Consider the following 18441-nt stretch of genomic DNA (forward strand, 5'->3'; position numbering starts at 1 on the left):
GTCGCGCTCGGGCGCTGGTGACCCCGCGCCCTGTTGTCGTACGGCGCTACGCCTCGGCTCGCCCCCTCGCGGCCGAGGCGGGATCAGGGATGCTGCCCGTTGCCCGCGGCGCCTCCCGCCGCCGCGAGTTCCGCGAGCTCCGGGAGCTCCGCGAGCTCGACCGCCTGGATCTCCGGGCCGAGGAACCTCCGTCCCAGCTGGGCGAAGAGTCCGGTGTCCCCGGTGGTGCGGAACATGTGCCGGGGCGTGCCGGGGGTGGCGGCCAGGCCTCGGTCATGCAGGATCCGGAAGACGTCCTTGGCGGTCTCGTCCGCGCTGGACACCAAGGTGACACCGTCACCCGCGACGTAGGAGATGGCGCCGGTGAGCAGAGGGTAGTGGGTGCAGCCCAGGATGAGTGTGTCGCAGCCGTCGCTCAGTACGGGCTCCAGGTATTCGCGGATGACGTCGATGAGCTCGTCGCTCATCGTCTCGCCGCGCTCGACGAACTCCACCAGCCGGGGTGCGGCCACCCCGGTCAGGCGGATGTCGGGCGCGGCGGCGAAGGCGTCCTGGTACGCCATCGACTCGATGGTGGCCCTGGTCCCGATGACCCCGACCCGGCCGTTGCGGGTGGCCCGCACGGCCCGGCGGGTCGCCGGCTGAATCACCTCCACGACCGGCACGTCGTAACGCTCCCGGGCGTCGCGGAGCACCGCCGCGCTCGCGCTGTTGCAGGCGATCACCAGCATTTTGACGTCGTGCTCGACGAGGTGGTCCATCACCTCCAGGGCGTAGGAGCGCACCTGCGCGATGGACTTGGGTCCGTACGGCTGCCGCGCGGTGTCGGCCACGTAGAAGATCGACTCGCTGGGAAGCTGGTCGATGATCGCCCTGGCCACCGTGAGGCCGCCCACGCCACTGTCAAAGATTCCGATACTCGCTTGCGACACGGTTCCCAAGGGTAGGCGACCTGGGAAGAACGCTCACGGTAAGAATCCTCACAACCCCTGTTGCGCCGATCACATGGCGTGGCGCCACAGGGGTGACGGCGCCGCGGGCGGCGGGTTCAGCCCCGGCCGACGCGGGCCAGCTGACGGGACTGGGCGACGAGCCGGCCGGCGGAGTCCCAGACCTCGACCTCCTCGTCGAACCAGCCGTCGCTGATCATCCGGCCGCTGCCCAGGAGGGTGAGCCAGCCGGGGGCGGGCAGCGCGCGCAGGTGCCAGGTGAGGTCCACGGTCGGGGCCCAGCCGCGGGCTCCGGCGGAGAAGACCACCGGCGGAAGCGCGTCCACCGCCAGGGCGAGGACGTAGGGATCGGGGTCCTGCGGCTCGGCCATCCGGAAGTAGGCGCGGCTCTCGGGGCGGCCGGTGGGGTTGCCGGTGAGCCAGCCGATGGTGGGCGGGTCGAACGCCATGTCGATCTGGGCGTTGAACGTCATGTTCGACTCGGGCTTGGGGTCGGGCAGCTTGACGCACTCCCCGACGGGCGGCATGGCGGCCGACGGCCGGTCCGTCCACTCGGGGGTCACGTCGGCGAGGGTGGCGGTGGTGACCAGCGTCTCGATGAAGGACTTGTCGCCCTGGACGAGGGTGGCGCGGGTCATCGTCGCGGTGCGGCCGGTCTTGATCTGCTCCAGCCGTACCCGGGCCGGTCCCGGCTGGGGCGCGCGCAGGAACTGCGCGCTGGTGGTCACCGGGTGCTCGTGCGGGGAGGCGTCCACGACGGCGCGCAGGATCGCGGCCATCAGGTAACCGCCGTTGAGCGGCCCGCCGATGGAGTAGCCGGGATCCAGGCACACGTCGTAGGTGGTCTCGTCCACCCGGATCGCCTGCGTCGCCTCGTCGAACTTCGTCATCTGCTCCCCACTGGCTCGCGCTGTCCGGCGGCGGGGACGGCTGCGGCGCCGTACGGCCGCCGCGTCCTCCCGCCCGGGTCCGGATCCGGGCATGTCTCCGGAACACCGTACCGAACCTTATTCTAGTGGTTAGACTTTACCCTTCTTTCCCCTTCCTAGGTGCTATGCGCCACATATCCTCATGGGGGCTAGAAGCAGGGGCGATTCCCCATTAGACGCCCCAAGCGCACAGTTAGTTCGTTGCAAGTCGTTCGCTAGAAACATGCACTAGCTTCTTCCTATCCGCGAAGTCCACATTGTGAGTGAGCATGTCTGCCAACAATCCCCCCGACCAGTTCCCCCCGCCGGGCGCGCAGCCCGACCGGACGATCGCTTACCGTCGGAACGAGGGTGCGCAGCAGCACGACCAGCCGCACACCCAGGCCTACCCCCAGCCGGGGGGCTATCCGTCCCAGGGCGGCGGCTACCCGCAGGGCCAGCCCGGACACCCCCAGCAGGGCGGATACCAGCAGCCTTCCTCCCCCTACGGTCAGCAGGCGCAGCAGCCCTACGGCCAGCAGCCCCAGCAGCCCTACGGGCAGCATGCGTACGGCCAGCAGTCCTCCCCCTACGGTCAGCAGGCACAGCAGCCCTACGGCCAGCAGCCCCAGCAGCCCTACGGGCAGCAGGCGTACGGCCAGCAGGCCTACAACCAGCAGCCCGGATGGCAGCAGAGCGGCCCCGACTTCCTGGGCTCCGGGCAGCCGCCCGCCGCACCCCGGCGCAAGGGCGGCAAGGGCTGGGTCATCGCGGTGGTCTCCGCGCTCGTGGTGGCCCTGCTGGGCGGCGGCGGGTACTACGCGGTCAACCTGCTCAGCGGTGGCGGCACCCAGCCCGAGCAGGTGCTCCCCGGGACCGCCTTCGGTTACGCCCGGATCGACCTCGACCCGGCCGCGAACCAGAAGCTGGCGCTGTACGAGATCGCCAAGAAGTTCACCGTCACCAAGGACTCCTTCACCGGCGACGACCCGCGCAAGTCCTTCTTCGACATGGTCAAGAAGGACAATGAGGACCTGAGCAAGGTGGACTACGCCGCCGACATCGAGCCGTGGCTCGGCTCCCGCGTCGGCGCGGCCTTCCTCCCGCCGGCCAAGAGCGGCGAGGAGCCCGGCATCGTGGTCGCCGTCCAGGTCACCGACCAGGACAAGGCCAAGGCCGGGATCGCCAAGCTGATGGGCGGGGAGAAGTACGGCATCGCGTTCCGTGAGGACTACGCGCTGATCACCCCGACCCAGGCCGAGGCCGACAAGGCCGTCACCGCCGCGCCGCTGTCGGAGAACGCCAACTTCACCGCCGACCAGAGCGACCTCGGCGAGCCCGGCGTCCTGTCCCTCTGGATGGACGCGGGCAAGGTCGCCGAGCTCGTCCCCGACCTGGCCAGCCAGGACCCGGCCACCCTCGCCAAGATCAAGAACGTCCGCGTGGCCGCGGCGCTCCGCTTCGACGGCAACTACGTCGAGATCGCCGGCGTCACCCGTGGCGCCCAGGACCTCGGCATGGGCGACGCCGAGCCCTCCCGGATCGGCGACCTGCCGGCCTCCACCGCCGCGGCGGTCTCCGTCTCCGGACTCGGCGAGGCGATCAGCAAGCAGTGGGCCGAGCTGACGAAGATGGCCGGTCAGGGCGGCGACCAGACCTTCCAGCAGTTCGTCGACCAGGCCCAGCAGAAGTACGGTCTGGCGCTCCCCGCCGACCTGCAGACCCTGCTCGGCACCAACCTCACCCTGGCCCTGGACTCCAACGGCCTCGACGCCAACGCGCCCAAGTTCGGCGCGCGGATCGCCACCGACCCGGCCAAGGCCCAGGAGGTCGTCGGCAAGATCGAGAAGTTCCTCGCCGACAGCGGGACCGCCGTCCCGCAGATCGCCAAGGTGCCCGGCGACGGCGTCCTCGTCCTGGCCAGCGACCAGGCCTACGCGGCCGAGCTCGCCAAGGACGGCAGCCTGGCCGACAGCGAGAGCTTCCAGCTCGCCGTCCCGAACGCCGCCGACGCGACCTTCGCCGCCTACGTGGACCTCGACAAGATCGAGAAGTTCTACCTCGAGAACCTCCAGGGCGACGAGAAGGCCAATCTCCAGGTCCTGCGGGCCGTCGGCATCAGCGGCTCCCAGGACGGCGGCAACGCGGACTTCTCCATGCGGCTGCTGTTCAACTGACGGATGGGGCCCACCGACGGTGGGGCCGCAAACACGAAGAGGGCGGGCGTCCCGACGGGGCGCCCGCCCCCTTTTCGTCCGTGCGCCGGCCCGGGGTCGGCCCGGGTCTTCGGCGGGGATGCCGGGCTCAGGCCCAGAGCTGCCCTTCCAGCCGCTCCTCGGCCTCGTCCAGAGTGCCCTCGTAGGCGCCGGTGGACAGGTACTTCCAGCCGCCGTCCGCCACCACGAACACGATGTCGGCCCGTTCCCCGGCCTTGACCGCCTTGGCCGCCATGCCGAGGGCCGCGTGCAGCGCGGCCCCGGTGGAGACGCCGGCGAAGATGCCCTCGGCGGCCAGCAGCTCCCGTGTCCTGCGCAGGGCGTCCCCGGAGGAGACGGAGAAGCGCGTGGTCAGCACCTCGGGGTCGTAGAGCTCGGGGATGAACCCCTCGTCCACGTTGCGCAGGCCGTAGACCAGCTCGCCGTAGCGCGGCTCGGCCGCGACGATCTTGACGTCGGGGACCTGCTCGCGCAGGAACCGGCCGACGCCCATCAGGGTGCCGGTGGTGCCGAGACCGGCGACGAAGTGGGTGACCGTCGGCAGGTCCGCCAGGATCTCCGGCCCGGTCGTCTCGTAGTGGGAACGCCAGTTGGCGGGGTTGCCGTACTGGTAGAGCATCACCCAGGACGGGTTCTCGGCGGCGAGGCCCTTGGCCACCCGGACCGCCTCGTTGGAGCCGCCCGCCGCCGGGGAGGAGATGATCTCCGCTCCCCACATGCGCAGCAGCTGACGGCGCTCCTCGGAGGTGTTCTCCGGCATCACGCAGATCAGCTTGTAGCCCTTGAGCTTGGCGGACATCGCCAGCGAGATGCCGGTGTTGCCGCTGGTGGGCTCCAGGATCGTGCAGCCGGGCCGGAGCAGCCCGTCCTTCTCGGCCTGCTCGATCATCCAGAGCGCGGGCCGGTCCTTGATCGAGCCGGTCGGGTTGCGGTCCTCGAGCTTGGCCCAGACCCGCACGTCCCCGGAGGGCGACAGGCGGGGCAGGCCGACCAGGGGGGTGCGGCCGACCGAGTCGATCAGCGATTCGAAACGCATGGGGAAATGCTCTCCACGCCCTGTCAGCGGGAGCCGCCGGCCACGGCGGGCAGCACGGTCACGGTGTCGCCGTCGGACACCGGGGTCTCCAGGCCGCCGAGGAAACGGACGTCCTCGTCGTTCAGGTAGACGTTCACGAAGCGGCGCAGCGCGCCCTGGTCGACCAGGCGCTCCTGCAGGCCCGGGTGGCGGGACTCCAGATCACCGATCAGCTCCTGCAGCGTGGCGCCCTGCGCGTCCACGGCCTTCGCGCCGTCGGTGTAGGTGCGCAGGATGGTCGGAATGCGAACCTCGATGGCCATCGCGGGTCAGTCTCCTTATGTCGTCGGGGGATCGCCCACCGGATCAGAACACCGGGGGGAGAGAGAGGATTCCAGGACCGCCGGTCAGCGACAGTCGTAGACGACGGAGAAGGGGGTGTGCCCGAACAGGAAGTTCTGCACGGGTGCGAGACCCGCCCGCCGGACCCGGGCACCGGGACGCGCGCACGCGACGTCCTCGTGGGTCGGATCGGAGGTCTGCATGACGGTCAGTTTACCCAATCGGATTCTTGTCTCCCACGGCCGTATCACGTGCCGGACATCACACCCGGGCGCCGGACATCACACCCGGGCGCCGGGCATCACACCTGCGTGATCGTGACCTCCTCCTCGGTCACCACCCCGTCGACGATGCGGTAGGACCGCAGCTCCACGTTCTCCTCCAGCTCCTCGCGGGTGGAGACCAGCACGTAGTGGGCGTTCGGCTCGGAGGCGTAGCTGATGTCGGTGCGCGAGGGGTATGCCTCGGTGGAGGTGTGGGAGTGGTAGATGACCACCGGCTCCTCGTCCCGGTCGTCCATCTCGCGCCAGACCCGGAGCTGTTCCATGGAGTCGAACCGGTAGAAGGTGGGCGAACGCTCGGCGTTCTCCATCGGAATGAACCGGACGGGGGTGTCCGAACCCTCGGGGCCCGCGATCACTCCACAGGCCTCGTCCGGGTGGTCCGCCCGGGCGTGCGCGATGATCTTCTCAACCAGTTCCTGCGAGATCGTCAACATGTCTGGAAGCTACCAAAGGGCCTACCAGAGGGCGCGGACCAGGGTGTCCTGGAGGTAGGTCAGCCAGTCGTAGGTGACGTACGCCGGATAGCGGGGGTCGTCCTCGGCCATCGCGGCGATCTCGTCGTGGACCTCCTCGTCCACCTCCAGCCGGGTGCCGAGCGCGAGCCGCACGTCGTTCAGCGCCCGCATCCACGCCTGCGCCTGCTCCTGGGTGAGCTCCACCTCGCCCGGCAGGGCGCTGTCGAGCATGGTCCGCGCGTCGGCCCGCTTGCCCTCGCGCAGGGTCGCCTCGGTGTAGCGGCGGAATTCCGCCGACTGCTCGTGGTCCTCGTAGGCCGAGGGGAACAGCCGGGCCAGCACCGGATCGGTGGGCTGCTCGGACGGGCCGATGCCGAGGGCGCGCTCCAGCGGGTCGTCGCCGGTCGGGCCCGGCTCGACCAGTTCGAGGATCTGCGACAGCAGCGACCTCAGGACCGAGATCTCCGCCGCGTCGAAGCGGGCGATCACCCCGCCTCCGGGCCCCGGCTTGAACCCGCTGCTCATCGGCCGCCCACCGGCCCTCGCCCGCCGCTCACCGCGTTCCCTTCGCCGCCGTTCCCGCCACGGTCTCCGCCCCCGGGGTTCACGACTGCTTCTGCACGGTGGCCCACAGGCCGTAGGAGTGCATGATCTGAACGTCGCGCTCCATCTCCTCGCGTGTGCCGCTGGAGACCACGGCCTTGCCCTTGTGGTGCACGTCGAGCATCAGCTTCTCTGCCTTCTCCCGGGAGTAGCCGAAGACGGTCTGGAAGACATACGTGACATATGACATCAGGTTGACCGGATCGTTCCAGACAACGGTCAGCCACGGCAGATCGGGCCGGACATCCATCGATGGACGCTCGACCTCCGTCGGAGCAGTGCTACCCACATCCCCAGTCTGCCCTACGCCGGGCTTAGTCTTCGACTCGTGACGATGACCATGAGCGCGGCGTTGCTGACAGATCACTATGAGCTGACGATGGTGCAGGCCGCGCTGCGGAGCGGCGCCGCCTCGCGACGGGCGGTGTTCGAGGTGTTCGCCCGGCGGCTCCCCGGGGCCCGGCGGTACGGGGTGGTGGCCGGGACCGGCCGGGTGCTGGACGCGCTGGAGCGCTTCCGGTTCGGTGAGGAGGAGCTCGCCTTCCTCCGGGACAACCGGGTGGTGGACGACCCCACCCTGGACTTCCTGGCCTCCTACCGGTTCTCCGGCCGGGTGTACGGCTACCGCGAGGGCGAGTGCTACTTCCCCGGTTCCCCCATCATGACCGTGGAGGGCACGTTCGCCGAGGCCGTACTCCTGGAGACGCTGATCCTGTCGATCTTCAACCACGACTGCGCCATCGCCACCGCGGCCTCCCGGATGGTCCACGCCGCCGGGGAGCGGCCCCTCATCGAGATGGGCTCGCGGCGCACCCACGAGATGGCCGCGCTGTCCGCCGCCCGCGCCGCCTACCTGGCCGGGTTCGCCGCCACCTCGAACCTGATGGCCGGCCGCGTGTACGGCCTGCCCACCACGGGGACCGCGGCCCACGCGTTCACGCTCCTGCACGACTCGGAGGAGCAGGCGTTCGAGGCCCAGCTCGCCGCGCTCGGCACGGGCACCACGCTCCTGGTGGACACCTACGACGTGGCGCAGGCCGTGCGGACCGCGGTGGAGCTCGCCGGACCGGAGCTGGGCGCGGTCCGGCTCGACTCCGGCGACCTGACCGAGGCGGCCCACGAGGTGCGCGCGCAGCTCGACGCGCTGGGCGCGCACCGTACCCGCATCCTGGTCACCAGCGACCTCGACGAGCACGCCATCGCGGCTCTGGCCGCCGCCCCGGTGGACGGCTACGGCGTCGGAACCTCCCTGGTCACCGGTTCGGGCTCACCCACCGCGGCGCTCGTCTACAAGCTCGTCGCCCGCGAGGACGCCTCCGGCGTCATGCGCCCGGTGGCCAAGAAGTCGGTGGGCAAGCCGAGCCGGGGTGGCCGCAAGGAGGCGTTCCGCGAGCTCGACGAGAACGGTACGGCGGTCGCCGAGCTGGTCCTCACCTCCGGTACCGCCCCGGACGGGGCCCGCCCGCTCCAGGCCGAGCTGGTCCGCGACGGCGAGATCGTGGGACGGGAGAGCCTGGCCGACGCCCGCGCCCGGCACCGCCGCGCCTTCGCGGAGCTCCCGGCCGTCGCCCACCAGCTCTCCCGGGGCGACGTGGCGCTGCCGACCGTGTTTGACTGAGCCCATGGCAACCGCGCTGATCATCGTCGATGTCCAGAACGACTTCTGCGAGGGCGGCAGCCTCGCGGTGAACGGCGGCGCCGAGGTCGCCGCCGCGATCTCCCGGCACGTCGCCTCGCACGGGTACGACCACGTCGTGGCCACCCGTGACTACCACATCGATCCCGGCGACCACTTCGCCGCTGAACCCGACTTCGTGCTCTCCTGGCCCGCGCACTGCGTGGCCGGGACCCCCGGCGCCGAGTTCCACCCCGCCTTCGACACCGGCCGCGTCGAGGAGGTGTTCAGCAAGGGCGCCCACTCGGCCGCCTACAGCGGCTTCGAGGGCTCCTCCCCCGACGGGACCGGCCTGGGCGAATGGCTCGCCGCGCGGGGGGTGCACGCCGTGGACGTCGTCGGCATCGCCACCGACCACTGTGTGCGCGCCACCGCGCTGGACGCGGTCCAGAACGGCCTGGCCGTCCGGGTGCCGCTGGACCTGACGGCCGGTGTCGCCCGCGAGACCACCGAGGCGGCCCTCGCCGAGCTCGACTCCGCCGGGGTCGTCCTGGCCGGCGCCCCGGTCGTCCGTTGAGGGTGTCTCCCGGTCGTCCGTCGAGGATGTCTCCCGGACCTCCGCCGCGCCGATCGCGGCGGCACGGAGGATCCGCGGGGCACGCCCGCCCCCGGGCCGGGTATCCGATCGGCCAGCCGCCGTCAATCAAGCGGCAAACGGGGCCACCGCGCGTCGCGACCGGAGTATGACGGACAGTCGACATCCTCATACTCGCGGTGGTGACCCCATGCTCCTGCTCGGCGTCCTGTGGTTGGTCCTGGCCCCTGCGTGCCTGTGGTTCCTGGTCCGGGGCCGCGGCCTGACCCGGGCGGGCGCGCTGCTCGCGCTCACGGGGCTGGAGGCGGCCACGATCTGGCTCGACGCCGGAGCCCGGCCCCGGACGCCGCTCGCCCAGCCCGCGCCGGGCTCCGCGGGCTCCACGGACCCCATCGGCTCCGGGGACTCCATCGGCTCCATGGGCTCCGCGCCGTTCACCGGGACGGCGGTCCCCTGCCTCGGCCGGCCTCCCGTTCCCGAGCGGGCGGAGCTGATCACGCGCGAGAACGGGGTCCGGGCCGTGACCCTCTCCTGGACGGCCGCGCCGGACGAGTGCGCGACCGCGAGCGTCGTCCTCCGCCACCGGAACCACCGGATCAAGGTGTGGTTGTCCGGAGGGCCGGACGGTCCCCCGTCCCCCGGTGCCCGCACGGTCCCGGTGACCGTGTCGGACGGAGTGGCGTCCGCGCGGGTCCGCATCGCCCCGCCGCTGCCCGGCGGGGCCGGTCTCACCACCGTCGACGGCCGCACCGGCCGCCCCATCGCCCTGCGCTGACCCGTCGCCCTGCGCTGACCCGGCCCGGTCAGCGGGAGCGCTGGGTGGCCCAGGCCCGGATCTTGTCGATCCGCTCCTGGACCTGCTCGGCGGTGGCCTGCGCGATGGCGGGGCCGCCGCAGGCGCGGCGGAGCTCGGCGTGGATGACGCCGTGCGGCTGGCCGGTGCGGTGGTTCCACGCGCCGACCAGGCCGTTGAGCTCCCGGCGGAGGTTGGCGAGCTGCTCGTGCGGGGCGAGCCGGGACTCCCCGGGCTCGGGCGCCTTCCGTTTGGCCTTGAGCTGCTCGGACTGGCGCTTGCTCAGCAGGGTCCGGACCTGGTCGGGCTCCAGCAGGCCGGGCAGGCCGAGGAAGTCCTCCTCCTCCGGTGAGCCGGGCTCGGCCGCGGCGCCGAACTCGCCGCCGTCGAACAGCACCCGGTCGAAGGTCGCGACCGCCTCCAGGGTCTCGAACGGCAGCTCGTCGCCGACGACGTCCGGGTTGTCCTTCTTCCGGTTGGCGTCCTCGACGAGGAAGTCGTCGAGCCCCTCCTCGGGCAGCTTGCGGTCGAGCACGTGGTCGCGCTCGGCCTCCATCTCCCCGGCCAGGCCCATCAGGTTGGGCACGGACGGCAGGAACACCGAGGCGAACTCGCCGCGCTTGCGGGCCCGGACGAAGCGGCCGACGGCCTGGGCGAAGAACAGCGGCGTCGAGGTGCTCGTGGCGTAGACCCCGACGGCCAGGCGGGGGATGTCGACGCCCTCGGAGACCATCCGGACCGCGACCAGCCAGCGGTCCTGCGAGGCCGAGAACTGCTTGATCTTCTTGGACGCCTCGGGGTCGTCGGAGAGCACGACCGTGGCGCCCTCCCCGGTGATCGCCCGCAGGTGCCGGGCGTAGGCGCGGGCCGTCTCATGGTCGGTGGCGATCACCAGGCCGCCCGCGTCGGGCACGCCCTTGCGCACCTCCGACAGGCGTCGGTCGGCCGCGTGCAGCACCTGCCGGATCCAGTCGCCCTTGGGATCGAGCGCGGCCTTCCACGCCTGGCCGAGCTGGTCCTTGGTGAGCGGGGTGCCGAGTGTCGCGGCGATCTCGTCCCCGGCGCGCGTCCGCCAGCGCATCTCACCGGCGTAGGCCAGGAAGATGACCGGCCGGACGACGCCGTCGGCCAGCGCCGGGCCGTACCCGTAGGAGTAGTCGGAGACGCTGCGCCGCACGCCCTCGCCGTCCTCGGCGTAGGTCACGAACGGGATCGGGTTGACGTCGGACCGGAACGGCGTGCCGGTCAGCGCCAGGCGCCGGGCGGCGGGCTCGAACGCCTCCCGCACGCCGTCGCCCCACGCCTTGGCGTCGCCCGCGTGGTGGATCTCGTCGAAGATGATGAGCGTCTTGCGCGCCTCGGTGCGGGCGCGGTGCAGCGCCGGGTGCATCGAGACCTGGGCGTAGGTGACCGCCACGCCGATGTAGTCGCGCGAGGTCGCGCCCTGGCTGTTCTTGAACTCGGGGTCGATCGGGATGCCGACCCGGCCCGCGGCGTCCGCCCATTGCCGCTTGAGGTGCTCGGTGGGGGTCACGACGGTCACCGCCCGGACGACCCCCCGGGACAGCAGGTCGCTCGCGATCCGCAGCGCGAAGGTCGTCTTGCCCGCGCCCGGCGTGGCGACCGCGAGGAAGTCGCGGGGCTCGCGCCTGCAGTAGAGGTCGAAGGCCTCCTGCTGCCACGCGCGCAGCTTCGGGGCGGTGCCCCAGGCGGCCCTGTCGGGGTAGGAGGGCGACAGGTGGGACGCGGCGGAAGTGCTCACCCGTCCCTCCTCGCCCGACGACCCGTCGAGGCCTTCACGGCACCGCTGTGTCTGATGGCTCGCTCGCTTCGCTCACTCACAATTGCTCCAGCGTAATCGCCGACACCGACAAGACGTGCCGATCATGCGAGATCTCCGTCAAGGCGGCCGCTCCGGATCGGGGGCCTCCCGGTGCCGTACGACGGCCCGCCGCACGGCACCGGCGTCGCCGCCCGTCCCGCCGCGCCGCCGTCACTCCCGGCGGATCCCCGCGATCACCTGGTCGATCTCCCCGCGCACCCGCGGATCGTCCGACTCGGCCACCGCGACCACGACGACCGGGTCCCCGCCCGGCCCGGTGAGAAGCACCACACGCAGATAGGCCGGGCGGTTCACCACGTCGCGGTACTCCGCCCGGAGGGTACGGCTGTGCCCGGTCCACCCGCCCGCGGCGACCGCCCGGTCGTCCTCGACCTCCACCTCGTCGCCGTGCAGCAGCAGCCTGCTGTACAGGTCGGCGAGCCCGGTCACGGCCTCACGCGGGTCGGCGGCCTCACGCGGGTCGGCGGCCGGTTCTCCGGGCCTGACCATCACCGTCACGTCCCGGCCGTTCCCCGCCGCCGAGGTGAACCCGGTGACCGGGGGCAGCGCGCCCTGCCGCCATCCGGCGGGCAGGGGGTAGCCGACGCCCGCGGCCGGGTCGGCCACGCGGGCGGGCGGAGGGGGTGCGGACACCACCCGGACCACCAGGAGGACGGCGCCCGCGACGGCCCCGGCGCACACCGCCAGGGCGAGCAGGCCGAGCAGGGGACGGCGGAGACCGCGGGGGATCCGGTGCCGGGAGGGAGCGGCGGGTGTGCCGTACCAGCGGGCCGAGGGAGGCAGGTCCTCCTCGGCGGGCGACGCGGGCCGCCCCGCCCGCCCGGCCCATCCGGGGGCCGCGGGCGGCCGTGCCCGGGGCGGGGGTTCGTCCACGGGGCCTCCTCCCGGCGGTCACGGCCTTCCCGTCCTACCATGACTCCGCGGGGGCGATCCGGCCATAGGCGATCATCGGTATGGGCGGACGGCCGGCCCGGTCAGGAGACGTCCCGCATCCGGCCCGCGACGACCATCCCGAGCACCCCCACGGCCGCCGTCATGGCGACGATCGCGGTGTAGCCGGTGGCGATGTCGTCATGGCCGATCAGGTTGACCAGCACGCCGCCGAAGCCGATGGTCAGCGAGCTGCCCAGGGTGTCGATGACCTGGAGCGCCGCGGAGTTCGCGCCCTGTTCGTCGTCGGGCGACTGGCGCATCGTGGTGATGCTCACGCTCGGCATGCCGACGCCCATGCCGAGCCCGGCGACCATCCAGGCGGGAGCCATGATCCATCCGGTCATCCCTGGGACGAACGCGAGCAGGGTCAGCAGGATGCCCGCGGTGACCGCGGCGGCGCCGAACCGTACCAGCCTGGAGCGGTCCCAGTCATGACGCGCCTGCAGGTAGGAGCCGCTGCTCCAGCCCAGGGCGCCGACGGTGAGCGCGACCCCCGCCTTGGTGAGGTCGAAGCCGAACTCCTCCTGGAGCACCAGCGGGATGAAGGCGTTGACCCCGAAGAAGGCCCCGCCCAGGACTCCGCGCATCATGACCGTGGTGGGCAGGCCCCGCCCGAAGCGCAGCGCCCTCGGCGGCAGCAGCCGGGGCAGCCCGGCGGCCAGTACGGCCAGCCCCGCCGCGGTCGTGATCCCGCCGGACACCGGGTGGGTGTGCAGCCGGTCGGCCCCGTAGAGCAGTACCGCGGCGCCGACCGCCGCCCCCAGCGCCGCCAGGGTCATCGGCACCGGCCTGGAGCGGGGCCCGGTGCCGGGGACGGGCGCCTCGCCCTCGCCGCCGCGCAGCGCGGGCAGCAGCATCACCAGGGCGGGGATCACCAGCGGGACGATTCCGTAGAAGACCCAGCGCCAGCCGACCGTCTCGGCGATGAACCCGCCGACACCGGGTCCGATCAACGCGGGCAGCACCCAGGCGGCCGAGAGCGCGGCGAAGATCTTGGGTCTGGCGTCGGGGGCGTAGACCCGGGCGATCATGACGTAGATCGCGACGATGGCGAACCCGCCGCCCAGCCCCTGGACGGCCCGGGAGGCGATGAACACCTCCTTGGACCAGGCCGCGCCCGCCAGCGCCATGCCCGCCGTGAACAGGCCCACGCCGAGCAGGAACGGCACCGCGTGCCCCCGCCGGTCGGACCAGAGCCCGGCGGCCACGTTGGCGAACAGCCCGGCGATCAGGAACGCCGAGAAGCTCATGCCGTACAGGTTGAGCGCTTTGAGATCCGCGGAGGCCGCGGGCATGACCGCACCGATGGACATGCCCTCGAAGGCGATCAGAGTGACGACCAGCAGGATGCCGAGTGAGGCCGTCCGGTAGCGAGGGCCGAAGATCCGGGGAGGTCGGTATGGAGCGTCAAGCGTCTTCGGTGCTGTCACCTGTCAAGGGTAATGTCCGTATTCGTCTCCCGGTACACGGCCCAGGCCTCTCGCATGCGCAGTGACTGCCCCGCGGTGAACTCCGACATACAGGCGTCGGCGGAGTAGTCCATGAAGTTGTGGATCGGATCCCTGCCGTTCCCGGGGCAGGTGTCCTTTCCCGCCGGGCAGCCCTGGGTGGGGTGCGCCTCGGGCGGGGTGTCGGCGACCGCGTCCCCGGGCTCCAGGCAGCCGTTCTCGAAGGTGTGCAGCAGGCCGAGCCAGTGGCCGATCTCGTGGACCCCGGTGTAGCCCCGGTCGAAGTCGCGCAGCGAACCGCCCGGCAGGCTGCGCCAGTCGACGACCACGCCGTCCAGCACGGGGTCGTCGGCGTACTGGTGCGGGTAGGTGGAGTAGCCGAGTACCAGCCTGCCGAGCTGGGCGACGTAGAGGTTGAGCGTCTCGGCGCCGCCCCGGCGCATCTGCTTCATCGCCCGCTCGTGGGAGAGCGGGTCGCGGAACCAGGCCGGATTCTCCGTCCTGGTCAGGCCGGCGAGCCGGAAGCGGATGCCGGTGTCGGCGCCTCCGGTCCGTCCGCCGTAGGCGGCGTCGAGCACGGCCAGCTGCTCGCGCACGGCGCTGTCGGAGGCGCCCCGGGGGCCATCGGTGATCACATGTACCCAGGTGGGGATGGTGAGCGGCGCCCGGTCCGCCAGGCGCAGCGCCGGCCTGCGCGCGTCCAGGTCGGCGATCAGCTCGGCGACCTGCGCGGGTCCGGGCGCGTGCGGCTCGGGACCCCGGCCCGGCCCCCGGCCCGCGATCCGCGCGGCCTGCGGGCACTCACCGGAAACGGCGGAGGCCGCCTTCGGGGCCGGTACGGACGGCGAGGCGGACGCGACGTCCGAGGTGTGCGACGCGCCCACCGACGACAGGCATGACGAGACCATGGCAGTTGAGACCACGGCAGCCGAGACCGCGGCGAACGGGCGCGCGAACATGAATCCCCCGATAAATCACCCGGCCCGGCCGGATGCCGCCCTTCAGCGACATCCCGACCGTAACCTCATCGGCGGCAATCAACCGGGAGCAACACACTCACTCCTTGTCGTCGTCTCCACCCTTCGGCAGCCCCTCGTAGATCTCCTTGCACTCGGGGCACACCGGGAACTTCTGCGGGTCCCGGTTCGGCACCCAGACCTTGCCGCAGAGTGCGCGCACCGGCGTCCCGGTGAGCGCGCTCTCCATGATCTTGTTCTTCTCGACGTAGTGGGCGAACCGCTCGTGATCGCCGTCGCCGTGCGACAGGTTCGGCCGGACGTCGCTCTCAGGAAGGATCTTCGTGCTCACCCGACAATTTTATGCGGCCGGGGCCCCGCGGTCTTCTCCGGCGTCTCCCACCGGCCTGTTGTGTGCCGGTACGGCCACCCTCACATGCGCGTACGGCTCCCGCCGGGCGATGGCGGGAGCCGTACGGCGGACGGCGGGGTCCGCCCGTGCGGACCTCAGCCCGTGCGGACCTCAGCCCATGTGGATCGGGGCGCCCTCGGTCTTGCGGCCGGCCTTGACGACCAGCGCGAGCAGGGCGGCGAGCACCGCGACGCCGGTGCTGATCTGGAAGGCGAGGTGCATGCCGTCCAGGAAGGAGGAGTTCACCACACGGGTGATCGCCTGGACCACCGGCTCGGGCGTGCCGGGGGCGGCGCCCGCCTCGGCGAAGTTCGCGCCCTGTTCGACGAGCTTCATCTGCTCGGCCGGGAGCTGCGCCAGCCCGGCGGCGCTCCAGTAACCGGGGAGCACGTCGCTCACCTTGGCCGCGACGATCGCGCCGAGCACCGCGGTGCCCAGCGAGCCGCCGACCTGCATCGCCGACTGCTGCATGCCGCCGGCGACGCCGCTGAGCTCCTCGGGGGCGTTGCCCACGATGATCTCGGTGGCGCCGACCATGACCGGCGAGAGGCCGAAGGCGAGCAGCACGAACGGGACCGCGCTGGCCACGTAGCCGTCCTCAATCCCCAGGCGGGACAGGAGGAACATCGCGACAGCGGTGATCAGCATGCCCGCCGCGATGGGAAGCTTCGGGCCGAACTTGCTGATCGCAGCGCCCGCCAGCGGCGAGGCGACGATCATGCCGGCGCTCATCGGGAGCATGCGGATGCCCGCCTCCAGCGGCGACAGGTTGTGCACGCCCTGGAAGTAGAACGTGAGGAAGAACATCGCGCCGAACATCGAGAACGCCATCAGGACCATCAGCAGGGTGCCGACGGAGACCGACAGGTTCCTGAAGAGGCTGAGCGGGATCAGCGGCTCGGAGACCCTGCCCTGCCACCAGACGAACGCTCCGCCGATCACCACGGCGCCCGTGAGGAAGGCGAGGGTCTTGACGTCGCCCCAGCCGTACTCGGGAGCCTTGATGATCGCCCAGATGAGGCAGAACATCGCGCCCGAGAGCAGCACGACGCCGAGCCAGTCGACCCTGGACAGGGAGTCGGCCCTGCTCTCCTTGATGACGAGCATTCCGACGGCCAGTGCGACGATGCCGACCGGGACGTTGATGAAGAACACCGACTGCCAGTTGACGTTCTCCACCAGCAGGCCGCCGACGATGGGGCCGGCCGCGCTGGACAGGCCGATCGTGGCGCCCCAGATGCCGATCGCCATGTTGAGCTTCTCGGCCGGGAAGGCGGCGCGGAGCAGGGCGAGGGCGGCGGGCTGGAGCAGCGCGCCGAACAGGCCCTGCAGGACGCGGAAGGCGATCAGCATGCCGATGGAGTCGCTCAGGCCGATGGCGAGCGAGGTGAGCGCGAAGCCGGCGATGCCGATGACGAAGACCCGCTTGTGCCCGAACAGGTCGCCGAGCTTGCCCGCTGTGATCAGGAACACCGCGAGCGCCAGGAGGTAACCGCTGGTCACCCACTGCAGGTCTTCCAGGGACGCCTTGAGCTCGGCGCCGATCACGGGGTTGGCGATGGCGACGACCGTGCCGTCGAGCATCACCATCATCACGCCGAGCGAGACCGCCAAGAGGGTGAGCCAGGGATGACCCTGTCTGGACGATGCGCCCGGGCCGGATGGCGGCGGTGCCGCCACCGTCTTGGCATTTGCCATGGAGGGTCCCCCATTCACGTTGATACGTCCCACCTTGGGATGTCAGCTCCGGTAATTTATGACAGTCTCTGACAGATGACAAATTCTTTTACGAGGCAGAAGCTGCCTTATGGCAGACTGTGAAGTCAACGTTGCGAGGAGGTGACAGCCATGAGTCGGCCGGGCCTACGTGAGCGCAAGAAGCAGAAGACACGGCTGGCACTCATCGACGCCGCCCTGGACCTGTTCCGCGCCCAGGGCTACGAGGCGACGACCGTCGACCAGATCGCGGCCGCGGCGGATGTCTCACCGCGGACGTTCTTCCGCTACTTCGCGACCAAGGAGGACGTCGCGCTCTCCCTCCCCGTCGACGGGCAGGAGGTGATGCTGAGGGAACTCGCCGACCGGCCCCCCGAGGAGCCGCCCTTCGTCGCGCTCAGCCACGCCATGCGCGCGGTCCTCACCGAGCTGCAGGAGGGGGACGTGACCGATGTCACGCGGTTCCTCAAGTCCCGCGAGCTGGTGGAGACCACTCCTGCCCTCTTCGCCGGAAGCGTGCGCCGGATGATGGAGAACGAGCGGCGGCTCATCGACGAGATCGCCCGCCGCGAGGGTTCCTCCCCCGACGACCTCCTCCCCCACTTCGTGGTCTCCCTGTTCACCACCGTGGCACGCGTCGGCTTCGAGTCCTGCCACCCGCAGAGCATCCAGGACCTGTCCGCCTTCGCCGAGCGCCTGGAGCAGATGCTCTCCCTCGCCGAACGCTCCCTGCGGCCCGGCTGGGATCGCGGTCGCGTCTGACGGCGACGGTGGAGGCTCAGTTCATCGTGGGGTCGTCGGGGCAGGTCGCCACGTAGGCGAGCTCCCCGCGCTGGCGGCGGAGCACCGCGCGCCACAGGGACTCGGGGTTGCCGTGGAAGGTGTCTCCGGGCTCGGAGTCCACCACGTACCACGCGCCCTCGCCGATCTCGGCCTCCAGCTGTCCGGCGGTCCACCCGGCGTACCCGGCGAAGATCCGCATCTGGGCGATCTCACCGGCGAGGATCTCCGGCGGGGCGTCGAGGTCGACGGTGCCCAGCCGGGACACCGCGGCGATGCCGGTGTGCAGCCGCCGCCAGCCCAGCGGTTCCTGACCGCTCGGGACCGCGGCCAGCGCCAGGGCGCTGTCGGTCTGCACCGGACCGCCCTGGAACAGGACGGGCGGCCCGGTGACCAGCGCGTCCCAGGTGGGCAGCACGTCGGTCACCGCGATGTCGCTCGGCCGGTTGAGCACCACCCCGAGGGTGCCCCCGGTCGCGTCATGCTCCAGGATCAGGACCACGCAGCGCCGGAAGTTCGGGTCGTCGAGCTTCGGGGTCGCCACGAGCAGCCCGCCGACGTAGATCGCCTCCGCCAT

At 71.5% G+C, this 18441-nt stretch carries 20 protein-coding genes; 5 read left to right on the forward strand and 15 right to left on the reverse strand.

Going from position 1 to position 18441, the window contains the following annotated elements; all coding sequences use genetic code 11:
* Positions 1-83: 83 nt before the first annotated feature.
* A complete protein-coding gene (murI, locus tag IEZ08_RS09045; protein WP_068921698.1) occupies positions 84-932 on the reverse strand; it encodes a glutamate racemase in 849 nt (282 codons plus the stop codon).
* Between the two features lie 116 nt (positions 933-1048).
* Complete coding sequence (locus IEZ08_RS09050; protein ID WP_068921697.1) at positions 1049-1840, reverse strand: thioesterase family protein; 792 nt, start codon at positions 1838-1840, stop codon at positions 1049-1051.
* A gap of 308 nt (positions 1841-2148) precedes the next feature.
* Between IEZ08_RS09050 and IEZ08_RS09055 the strand changes: the two genes are divergently transcribed.
* Positions 2149-4035 (forward strand): DUF3352 domain-containing protein, encoded by a 1887-nt coding sequence (locus IEZ08_RS09055; protein WP_068921696.1) that lies wholly within the window; start codon positions 2149-2151, stop codon positions 4033-4035.
* Between the two features lie 127 nt (positions 4036-4162).
* Here the strand turns inward: IEZ08_RS09055 and IEZ08_RS09060 are convergent, their stop codons facing one another.
* The 6 genes from IEZ08_RS09060 to clpS all read right to left on the reverse strand — a co-directional run bounded on the left by IEZ08_RS09060 (position 4163) and on the right by clpS (position 7023).
* Positions 4163-5110 carry a PLP-dependent cysteine synthase family protein gene (locus IEZ08_RS09060; protein WP_068921695.1) on the reverse strand — a complete coding sequence of 316 codons (948 nt, stop codon included), beginning with the start codon at positions 5108-5110 and terminating at the stop codon, positions 4163-4165.
* Between the two features lie 23 nt (positions 5111-5133).
* Positions 5134-5412: a MoaD/ThiS family protein gene (locus IEZ08_RS09065; RefSeq protein ID WP_068921694.1), complete on the reverse strand. Its 279-nt coding sequence runs from the start codon at positions 5410-5412 to the stop codon at positions 5134-5136.
* A gap of 84 nt (positions 5413-5496) precedes the next feature.
* Positions 5497-5634 (reverse strand): hypothetical protein, encoded by a 138-nt coding sequence (locus tag IEZ08_RS09070; protein ID WP_176728405.1) that lies wholly within the window; start codon positions 5632-5634, stop codon positions 5497-5499.
* A gap of 98 nt (positions 5635-5732) precedes the next feature.
* The gene (locus IEZ08_RS09075; protein WP_068921693.1) at positions 5733-6149 is read right to left on the reverse strand and encodes a M67 family metallopeptidase; all 417 of its coding nucleotides are present in this window, start codon (positions 6147-6149) and stop codon (positions 5733-5735) included.
* A 21-nt stretch (positions 6150-6170) separates the two neighbouring features.
* The gene (locus IEZ08_RS09080) at positions 6171-6695 is read right to left on the reverse strand and encodes a DUF2017 domain-containing protein (protein WP_068921692.1); all 525 of its coding nucleotides are present in this window, start codon (positions 6693-6695) and stop codon (positions 6171-6173) included.
* A 79-nt stretch (positions 6696-6774) separates the two neighbouring features.
* Positions 6775-7023: an ATP-dependent Clp protease adapter ClpS gene (clpS, locus tag IEZ08_RS09085; RefSeq protein WP_373294335.1), complete on the reverse strand. Its 249-nt coding sequence runs from the start codon at positions 7021-7023 to the stop codon at positions 6775-6777.
* 84 nt (positions 7024-7107) lie between these two features.
* Between clpS and IEZ08_RS09090 the strand changes: the two genes are divergently transcribed.
* The 3 genes from IEZ08_RS09090 (at position 7108) to IEZ08_RS09100 (ending at position 9758) form a co-directional block, all read left to right on the forward strand.
* Entirely contained in the window at positions 7108-8391 is a 1284-nt protein-coding gene (locus IEZ08_RS09090; protein ID WP_373294338.1) for a nicotinate phosphoribosyltransferase, read from the forward strand.
* A gap of 4 nt (positions 8392-8395) precedes the next feature.
* Positions 8396-8965: a nicotinamidase gene (locus tag IEZ08_RS09095; RefSeq protein WP_068921689.1), complete on the forward strand. Its 570-nt coding sequence runs from the start codon at positions 8396-8398 to the stop codon at positions 8963-8965.
* Positions 8966-9173: 208 nt separating this feature from the next.
* The gene (locus tag IEZ08_RS09100) at positions 9174-9758 is read left to right on the forward strand and encodes a hypothetical protein (protein ID WP_189241987.1); all 585 of its coding nucleotides are present in this window, start codon (positions 9174-9176) and stop codon (positions 9756-9758) included.
* 28 nt (positions 9759-9786) lie between these two features.
* On the opposite strand, the gene IEZ08_RS09105 is transcribed toward IEZ08_RS09100, so the two are convergent.
* From IEZ08_RS09105 to IEZ08_RS09130, 6 genes are all read right to left on the reverse strand, one after another.
* The gene (locus tag IEZ08_RS09105; protein WP_084779626.1) at positions 9787-11538 is read right to left on the reverse strand and encodes a DEAD/DEAH box helicase; all 1752 of its coding nucleotides are present in this window, start codon (positions 11536-11538) and stop codon (positions 9787-9789) included.
* A 231-nt stretch (positions 11539-11769) separates the two neighbouring features.
* On the reverse strand, positions 11770-12492 hold the full coding sequence (locus IEZ08_RS09110) for a hypothetical protein (RefSeq protein ID WP_189241988.1): 723 nt from the start codon (positions 12490-12492) through the stop codon (positions 11770-11772).
* Positions 12493-12593: 101 nt separating this feature from the next.
* Positions 12594-13982, reverse strand: a complete 1389-nt coding sequence (locus IEZ08_RS09115) for an MFS transporter (RefSeq protein WP_068921686.1) — start codon at positions 13980-13982, stop codon at positions 12594-12596.
* Positions 13979-14959 (reverse strand): zinc metalloprotease, encoded by a 981-nt coding sequence (locus IEZ08_RS09120; protein ID WP_229803005.1) that lies wholly within the window; start codon positions 14957-14959, stop codon positions 13979-13981. Before IEZ08_RS09120 ends, IEZ08_RS09115 begins: the two co-directional genes overlap by 4 nt.
* Positions 14960-15056: 97 nt before the next feature.
* On the reverse strand, positions 15057-15308 hold the full coding sequence (locus tag IEZ08_RS09125) for a DUF3039 domain-containing protein (RefSeq protein WP_068921685.1): 252 nt from the start codon (positions 15306-15308) through the stop codon (positions 15057-15059).
* A 171-nt stretch (positions 15309-15479) separates the two neighbouring features.
* Complete coding sequence (locus tag IEZ08_RS09130; RefSeq protein WP_084779625.1) at positions 15480-17066, reverse strand: MFS transporter; 1587 nt, start codon at positions 17064-17066, stop codon at positions 15480-15482.
* Between the two features lie 150 nt (positions 17067-17216).
* Here IEZ08_RS09130 and IEZ08_RS09135 point away from each other — a divergent pair, with 150 nt between their 5' ends.
* Complete coding sequence (locus tag IEZ08_RS09135; protein WP_068921684.1) at positions 17217-17846, forward strand: TetR family transcriptional regulator; 630 nt, start codon at positions 17217-17219, stop codon at positions 17844-17846.
* Positions 17847-17862: 16 nt separating this feature from the next.
* Here the strand turns inward: IEZ08_RS09135 and IEZ08_RS09140 are convergent, their stop codons facing one another.
* Positions 17863-18441: a YqgE/AlgH family protein gene (locus tag IEZ08_RS09140; RefSeq protein WP_068921683.1), complete on the reverse strand. Its 579-nt coding sequence runs from the start codon at positions 18439-18441 to the stop codon at positions 17863-17865.

The organism is Planobispora rosea, assembly GCF_014648175.1.
GTDB lineage: Bacteria > Actinomycetota > Actinomycetes > Streptosporangiales > Streptosporangiaceae > Planobispora > Planobispora rosea.

What these genes read in the sequence shown, in the direction of transcription:
- IEZ08_RS09140 (WP_068921683.1), bottom strand. Translation starts at nt 18,441, where the DNA reads ATGGCGGAGGCGATCTACGTCGGCGGGCTGCTCGTGGCGACCCCGAAG.
- clpS (WP_373294335.1), bottom strand. Translation starts at nt 7,023, where the DNA reads ATGGATGTCCGGCCCGATCTGCCGTGGCTGACCGTTGTCTGGAACGAT.
- IEZ08_RS09095 (WP_068921689.1), top strand. Translation starts at nt 8,396, where the DNA reads ATGGCAACCGCGCTGATCATCGTCGATGTCCAGAACGACTTCTGCGAG.
- IEZ08_RS09090 (WP_373294338.1), top strand. Translation starts at nt 7,108, where the DNA reads ATGACCATGAGCGCGGCGTTGCTGACAGATCACTATGAGCTGACGATG.
- IEZ08_RS09050 (WP_068921697.1), bottom strand. Translation starts at nt 1,840, where the DNA reads ATGACGAAGTTCGACGAGGCGACGCAGGCGATCCGGGTGGACGAGACC.
- IEZ08_RS09100 (WP_189241987.1), top strand. Translation starts at nt 9,174, where the DNA reads ATGCTCCTGCTCGGCGTCCTGTGGTTGGTCCTGGCCCCTGCGTGCCTG.
- IEZ08_RS09060 (WP_068921695.1), bottom strand. Translation starts at nt 5,110, where the DNA reads ATGCGTTTCGAATCGCTGATCGACTCGGTCGGCCGCACCCCCCTGGTC.
- IEZ08_RS09070 (WP_176728405.1), bottom strand. Translation starts at nt 5,634, where the DNA reads ATGCAGACCTCCGATCCGACCCACGAGGACGTCGCGTGCGCGCGTCCC.
- IEZ08_RS09065 (WP_068921694.1), bottom strand. Translation starts at nt 5,412, where the DNA reads ATGGCCATCGAGGTTCGCATTCCGACCATCCTGCGCACCTACACCGAC.
- IEZ08_RS09080 (WP_068921692.1), bottom strand. Translation starts at nt 6,695, where the DNA reads ATGAGCAGCGGGTTCAAGCCGGGGCCCGGAGGCGGGGTGATCGCCCGC.
- IEZ08_RS09075 (WP_068921693.1), bottom strand. Translation starts at nt 6,149, where the DNA reads ATGTTGACGATCTCGCAGGAACTGGTTGAGAAGATCATCGCGCACGCC.
- IEZ08_RS09120 (WP_229803005.1), bottom strand. Translation starts at nt 14,959, where the DNA reads ATGTTCGCGCGCCCGTTCGCCGCGGTCTCGGCTGCCGTGGTCTCAACT.
- IEZ08_RS09130 (WP_084779625.1), bottom strand. Translation starts at nt 17,066, where the DNA reads ATGGCAAATGCCAAGACGGTGGCGGCACCGCCGCCATCCGGCCCGGGC.
- IEZ08_RS09135 (WP_068921684.1), top strand. Translation starts at nt 17,217, where the DNA reads ATGAGTCGGCCGGGCCTACGTGAGCGCAAGAAGCAGAAGACACGGCTG.
- IEZ08_RS09055 (WP_068921696.1), top strand. Translation starts at nt 2,149, where the DNA reads ATGTCTGCCAACAATCCCCCCGACCAGTTCCCCCCGCCGGGCGCGCAG.